Below are 7,463 nucleotides of genomic sequence, written 5' to 3' on the forward strand. Positions count from 1 at the left end.
TCTCAATGCTTCCGCGAATGTCCGCGAGGATGTCCTCCACCTTCTCAAATCGGGAGTTATCTGCGGTGATGATCGACAGATCTGCCATCCGTCCGCCGATCTCTCCCATCGAGTAACGGCGCTCCTTCGAACGGTTTCCGCCACAGCCGAAGACCACGACAAGGCGTTTCGGATGGTATTCGCGCAGAGTCTCAAGAAGGCTCTCCATGCTGACTGCATTGTGCGCGTAATCGACAATCACACAGCACTGCTCAGATGTGTAGACAATCTCCATTCTTCCGTCAATCTTTAAGTGCTCAAGCGCATGCTGGAGTTTCTCTGCGGGAACTCCTGCCTTCAGGGCAACTGCCGAAGCTGCCAGCGCATTGTAGACATTGAATTTTCCCGGAATATTGACTCTGACCGGAATCTCATGGGCGCCATGAATGTCAAACTCAATTCCGACAAAATCCGGCTCTGACACATAGCGAAGGTTCTCTGCGCGATAAGTCGCAGTTTTGCCCATGCCAAATCCTGCCCACTCGCACGGAATATCTTTTACAATCTCCTCAAAATGTTCATCATCCACATTGACAAGCGCAAATCTGCTCTGTGCAAAGATCTGCTTCTTGTAGTACAGATATTCCGCAAAATCAGCGTGCTCATCCGGTCCGATGTGATCCGGGGAAATGTTCGTGAAAATTCCGTAATCGAACGTGATGCCTGCCACACGGTACATCTTGAATGCCTGGGAGGAAACCTCCATCACGCAGCAGTCACATCCCTCCTCGACCATCTGCGCAAAGTAGCGATGCAGGTCATAGGATTCCGGCGTCGTGTTCATCGTCGGATAGTGGTCTTCCCCAATATAAACTCCGTTTGTGCCGATCATTCCGGTCTTCTTTCCGGCTGTCTCCATGATCTTGCGGATCATGTGCGTCGTCGTCGTCTTTCCCTTTGTTCCGGTCACACCGATCATCAAGAGTTTCCCCGACGGATAGCCAAAGCGGGCTGCCGACAGATGTGCAAGTGCCTCTCTTCCGGATTTTACAAGAATTACCGTCACATTCTCAGGAACCTCCACCGGGTGCTCAGTCACGAGAACCTTGCATCCTGCCTCAAGCACCTGCGGAATGTAATCATGGGAATCTCTCTTCGTTCCCTTCATGCAGACAAACACCGTGTTCGGTGCCGCCTTTCTCGAATCATAGACAACCTCGTCCACTTCCTCCTCCACGCTGCCGCCAAGCAGTGTGTAATCCAGCCTATCAAGCCAGTCTCTGATCTTCATGATTCTGATTCCTTTCCCTGCATCTTCTCCGAATCTTAGTCTTACTAAAATCACTTCGGAAATATTTTAAAATATCGGTGCATAACCCGGAAATCTCCCCGATTTTCCGCATTCTCTTTCCGGAACCGTTCGAGCGTCTTTTCATCTGATCGTTTCCTTTTTCCTAACTGCCTGCGTCAAAACCAGAGAGATTTCCAGAGTTGCCTCTTATCTTCTTGATCTTTTTAATCTTTTTAAATAAATATCTAAAATGTCTGTTATCTCATTTATCTCATTATCTGTTAGAACAGACCGGTAATCACACCGTCGTCCGTCACGTCGATTCCGTCTGCTGCCGGCTTCTTCGGAAGTCCCGGCATTGTCATGATCGCACCGGTCAGAACAACGACAAATCCGGCACCTGCGGATACATACGCATCGCGCACATTGATCGTAAATCCGGTCGGACGTCCGAGCTTCGTCTGGTCATCAGACAGGGAGTACTGGGTCTTTGCCATACAGATCGGGAAATTGCCAAATCCCATCTTCTCAATCTGTGCCAGTGCCTTCTGTGCCGCCGGAGCGTAAGTCACACCGTCTGCTCCGTAGATCTCGCCCGCAATCGTCTCGATCTTGTTCTTTAAGCTCATGTCGTCCGGATAGAGCGGATGGTAATTGCTCTCCTTGTACTCGAGCGTCTTGAGCACCTTCTGTGCGAGAGCTTCACCTCCCTCACCGCCTTTTGCCCAGACCTCAGAGAGGGCGAATTCACAGCCGCGGCGCTCACAGAACGTACGGATAAACTCATACTCAGCCTCCGTATCCGTGACAAAGGAGTTTAATGTCACAACAACCGGGACGCCAAACCTCTGGATATTCTCGATGTGCTTCTCAAGGTTTACAATTCCCTTTCTCAGTGCGTCGAGGTTCTCCTCCCCAAGCTCGGTCTTTGGAACACCGCCATTGTACTTGAGCGCACGAACTGTTGCGACAAGGACAACTGCATCCGGCTTCAGACCTGCCATCCGGCACTTGATATCAAAGAACTTCTCAGCACCGAGATCCGCACCAAAGCCCGCCTCGGTGATCGTGATATCTGCAAGTTTTAAAGCCGTCTTCGTCGCGCGCACGCTGTTGCATCCATGTGCAATGTTTGCAAACGGTCCGCCGTGAACGAGGGCACCCGTATGCTCAAGCGTCTGAATCATGTTCGGCTTGATCGCATCTTTTAAGAGTGCTGCCATTGCACCAACTGCATTCAGATCCTTTGCCGTCACCGGCTCTCCTGCATAATTATATGCAACAATGATCTTGCCGAGGCGCTCTTTGAGATCTTTCATGTCATTTGCCAGACAGAGGATTGCCATGATCTCGGATGCAACCGTGATGACAAAGTGATCCTCGCGCACAACACCGTCTGCCTTGGAGCCAAGACCGACCACAATGTTTCTGAGCACACGGTCATTCATGTCGAGGCAGCGCTTCCAGAGGATCTGTCTCGTATCGATCTGAAGAGCATTGCCCTGCTGGATGTGATTGTCCAGAAGAGCTGCAAGCAGGTTGTTCGCAGAAGTGATCGCATGGAAATCTCCTGTGAAGTGCAGGTTCAAATCTTCCATCGGAACAACCTGTGCGTAACCGCCGCCGGCTGCTCCTCCCTTGATTCCAAAGCACGGTCCGAGAGACGGCTCTCTGAGTGCAATCAGAGTCTTATGTCCCAGTCTCGTGAGTGCATCCGCAAGTCCGATGCTCGTCGTCGTCTTTCCCTCTCCTGCCGGAGTCGGGTTGATTGCGGTCACTAAAACTAACTTTCCGTCTTTCTTGTCTTTCACCTGTTTCCAGAGGTCATCCGTCAATTTCGTCTTGTATTTTCCGTAAAGCTCCAGATCGTCTTCCGAGATTCCGTAGCTTGCCGCCACTTCCTTGATCGGCATCATCACCGACTCCTGTGCGATTTCAATATCCGTTTTCATAGACTTTCCTCCTTTGATAAGGGCTTTGTTGGTTACTGCCTTAACAGCTCCTCAAACTCCTGCTGCGTCATCAGAACCTTGCGGGGCTTTGTTCCTTCTTCCTCCCCGACAACGCCTGCCTCCGCAAGCTGATCCATAATCCGCGCCGCGCGGTTGAACCCGATCTTGAATACCCTCTGAAGCATGCCGATCGATGCACGGTCCTTCTCAATGATGAAAGCTCCCGCTTCCGCGAAATATTCATCGCGCGCATCCCTGCCGCTACCGATTCCTGCTGACGGTGCCGCATTCATCTGTGTCTCCACATCGGCGCTGTAATCTGCTGTCATTCCCTGTTCGGTCAGGAAATCGACAACAGCCTGCACCTCCTGATCGGAGACGAATGCGCCCTGCACACGCTGAGGTTTCGGAAAACCTGCCGGATAGAAGAGCATATCGCCCTTACCGAGCAGCTTCTCGGCACCATTCATATCGATAATCGTCCGGGAATCCACACCGGATGACACGGAAAATGCAATTCTTGACGGGATGTTTGCCTTGATCAGACCCGTGATGACATTCACGGACGGTCTCTGCGTCGCAATCACCAGATGGATGCCCGCTGCACGCGCAAGCTGTGCGAGTCGGCAGATTGCATCCTCAACCTCTCCCGGAGCAACCATCATCAGATCTGCAAGCTCATCGACGATGATGACGATCTGAGGCAGTTTCTTCGGCTTGTTCGGATCGTCGATATCCCGCACGCTCTCGATCTTTGCGTTATATCCCTTTAAGTCGCGCACATTGTACTGTGCAAACTTCTTATAGCGGTCAGTCATCTCTGCAACTGCCCAGTTGAGCGCTCCGGAAGCCTTCTTCGGATCCGTCACAACCGGAATTAAAAGATGCGGAATTCCGTTGTAGACGCTTAACTCCACAACCTTCGGGTCAATCATGATCAGCTTGACGTCCTCCGGTTTCGACTTGAAGATCACACTCATGATCAGCGTGTTGATGCAGACTGATTTTCCGGAACCTGTCGCACCTGCAATCAGAAGATGCGGCATCTTTGCGATGTCCGTCACGACAACCTGGCCGCCGATGTCCTTGCCGACTGCAAAAGCAAGGCGGGACGGATGGGTACGGAAATTCTCCGACTCTAAGAGGTCTCTCAAATAAACGGTATTATTCTCCTTGTTCGGCACCTCGATGCCGACTGCGGACTTGCCCGGAATCGGCGCCTCAATGCGGATGTCCGCTGCCGCAAGGCTCAGTTTGATGTCATCTGCGAGGGCGACAATCTTGCTGACCTTGACTCCCTGTTCCGGGTGAAGTTCATAGCGGGTGACAGACGGTCCACAGCTGATGTTCGTCACCGTCACTCCGACTCCGAAGTTTCTGAGCGTCTGCTGAAGCTTGATTGCGGTCTTGCGGTACTCCTCATCCGAAAATGTGTTCGCACTCGGGGCCCCCTTTTTTAACAGGGTCGTCGGCGGAAACACATACTCCTTTTTCGGGAGTTCTTCCTCCCTGCGGATCTCCGTCTCAACACTCTCATCCTGCTCTTCCCGTGCCTGGCGCAGCTCCTCCTGGCGCTTCGACTCAAGTTTCTTGTGAAGTGCTTCGGTCTCCGTCTCAATCACTTTTCCGGATGCCGTCACAACGCGACGCTCTGCGGACGGAACCGCAAAACTTCCGCCGCTCTCAGTCTGCTTTACTCTCACATCGCGATCATCCATGCTCCAGTCACGCCCGGAAAATCCGCGGGTGGCAAATTCTGGATTTACCGGTGCCGGGTCCGGAAGGTAACGTCCGGCATCTGCTCCGGATCTCTCCGCCGGGTTTGCCTGATTGAACGGTCTGACGGTCTTTCCGGATTTGCTTGCGAGTGTCTCCCTGAGGCTTCTTCCAGATGGCAGATCCGCCTGCGGACGGGAATTTCTCGATGTGACATTCACCCAGACATCCTCCGTCTGATCATTCTCAGGCTGCGGCACTGACAAAGCAGGTTCTTTCGCTGCATCGTCTACCGTGTCACTGGGTACCTCTGTCTGTCTCGGCTCTGCCCCGGATGCGTGAAGGCTCCAGGAAACAGCGGTTCCATACTCCGCCTCCTTCTCCTCCTCAAATGGAAGTTCGTCCTTCGCTTTCTCCATCTGTCCGCGCGCACGCTCAAGCTGCTGTCCGGACGATGCCGGAGAAGAAGCATTTGAATTTGAAGGCTCCTCTGCAAACGGTGCACTCGTCTTAACTGGCACAGATGGCGCCTGTGTGGTCTGTTGTTTTAAGATCTGCGGTGCCGAAACCTGTCTCGTCTGCCAGGATGTCTCAAACGGTACCGGATTGGAGGACGGATTCACACCTGACTTTGGCTTGCTCTGGGAGTAAATCTCATCCTCCGCCGTGTAGACATGGTATCCCTCCGGATGGGAAATACTTCCCGTAAAGATGTCTGCCGGATCCGGTCTCGTGATCGTCGGCTCTGAAATCTTTACCCCGGCACGATCTGTGTTCTCAGGTTTTGCCTGTTCGGATGCTGTCTTCTTTCTTCCGTCGTCAGCTTCTTCTCTCGCGGATTTTCCCGCCGTCTCAAGTTTCTCGTCTTCCTTAACTGCCTGTCCCTGCGCAGACTTCTCCAACGATTTTGCCGCCTGACGGGAAGCTGCCTCGGAAAACGGAATGGTTTTTGCCACAGCCGGCTCCCCGTCCGCATTTGTGCCCGGTTTTGACAGAGCCGGTGCCGGTGCTCCAAGAGGAACTCCGACAATCAGATCTTCCATCCCCGCTCCGCCACGGCTGTACATCGGCTGCTGTGCCATCATCCGGCGGTTTCTTGCACTCGCGGACGGTTTCTTTCTTCCGGAAGTCTCATTCATCAGCGTAATGCCCGCCGATTTTGCGCGCTTCTCCTCCAGATAAGCCTCTCTCTGCTCCTCGCTCTCCGACTTTTCTCCGTCATAGACGCGAAGTCCGCGGGAAACCTTGCTCGATGCTAAATCGATCGCACCGAGATCCACACCTCTCACGCGCTGCTGTCTGCGCTCTGCCTGCACCTCTCTTCTTCTCCCGAAGTCTTCCCAGGCCAATTCTCCCTGCTCCTGCACAAGGCGCAAAAAAGACTTCTCCGTGATGCACACGAGCGTGATGATCATGCACACGAACAAAAGGACAAATGTTCCAAGACCACCAAGAATCTTCTTGAGTACCATGCAGATCAGACCGCCGAGCATTCCACCGCCCGTTCCGTTCTTGATTGCCTTCTGGTAATAAACAGAAATTCCCTCTCCCGGTCCCGGCTCACTTCCCATAAATAACTGTACGAAGCAGCAGATGATTACTCCGAGAATCACTCCCGCCACAATTTTTCTGGTCACCAGCGGATTATCCTTATTGGCGCTGTAAAAGACCACCGCTGCCGCCAGTGCAATCGGAAGGGCGAATCCGAATGTACCAAACACTCCGATCTGAATATTTCTTGCCACTTCTCCTGCCGCTCCGCACACATGCAGATTGCTTAAAAACAGAAGCAGTGCAACCGCCAGCGAAAGCAGGATACTTGCCTCCGACTGGACAAAATCCGGTTCTTCCTGCCATTCCGGTTCCGGCTGGATTGCCACACGCACCGTCTGTCTGTTTGAAGCCGAGCCTCCTCGTTTCGTGGAAGACGCACGGCTTTTTGAATTCTGATTTGCCGAACGTTCTATCTTCTTTGTCTGTGATGCTGTCTTTTTTACAGACTTCTCCTCACTGTTCATTTTCTTGCTTGCTGCCACAAATATGCCTCCTCATTCCCAGATGTGCCCTGCCAGTCCTTTTGCACCTCTCGTGACATCCCGATACAGACGCGATGCCAAAGCCCTCTGTTTTCCCGCCGGTTCTCTCCTAATTTATTTCATGAAATCTGCATTTGCGGGAATCTCTGACGACAAAAACAGGCGGTACAAAAACCATGACCGCACATCCAATGAAGATAGTATACAAAAAAATGAGAGGAATTGCAACCTTTCCCTCATTTTCCTTTTTTTTCATTTTTTTTGTTTTTTATCCCCTTTCTGCCCATCTTTTCAATCTTCAGAGGATGGACAGGCAGGAAGGTTTCTTATTTTTTCTTAATCTGTGCCTATATGTTTTTACATCAGAGAGCGATACAGGGCCTTGATCTCCTCCACAGAAGTGTCTCTCGGGTTACCCGGGCGGCATGCATCTGCATATGCGGACTCAGACAGGAAGTCGAGATCCTCTTCCTTCACGATTGCCTTCAA

General features: G+C 52.2%; 3 protein-coding genes and 1 pseudogene. All 4 read right to left on the reverse strand.

Annotated features, from left to right (window positions below; genetic code table 11):
• Positions 1–1,270 (reverse strand): UDP-N-acetylmuramoyl-L-alanyl-D-glutamate--2,6-diaminopimelate ligase (locus tag ACR0QE_RS12515; protein WP_432628678.1); only part of this gene is annotated, 1,270 nt, incomplete at its 3' end.
• A gap of 281 nt (positions 1,271–1,551) precedes the next feature.
• Complete coding sequence (locus tag ACR0QE_RS12520) at positions 1,552–3,222, reverse strand: formate--tetrahydrofolate ligase (protein ID WP_432628679.1); 1,671 nt, start codon at positions 3,220–3,222, stop codon at positions 1,552–1,554.
• A gap of 32 nt (positions 3,223–3,254) precedes the next feature.
• The gene (locus ACR0QE_RS12525) at positions 3,255–6,974 is read right to left on the reverse strand and encodes a DNA translocase FtsK (RefSeq protein ID WP_432628680.1); all 3,720 of its coding nucleotides are present in this window, start codon (positions 6,972–6,974) and stop codon (positions 3,255–3,257) included.
• A gap of 357 nt (positions 6,975–7,331) precedes the next feature.
• A pseudogene (locus ACR0QE_RS12530) lies at positions 7,332–7,463 on the reverse strand (lactaldehyde reductase); the annotation flags it as partial.

Origin of the sequence: Brotaphodocola sp. (assembly GCF_050873065.1) — a bacterium.
Classification (GTDB): Bacteria; Bacillota; Clostridia; order Lachnospirales; family Lachnospiraceae; genus Brotaphodocola.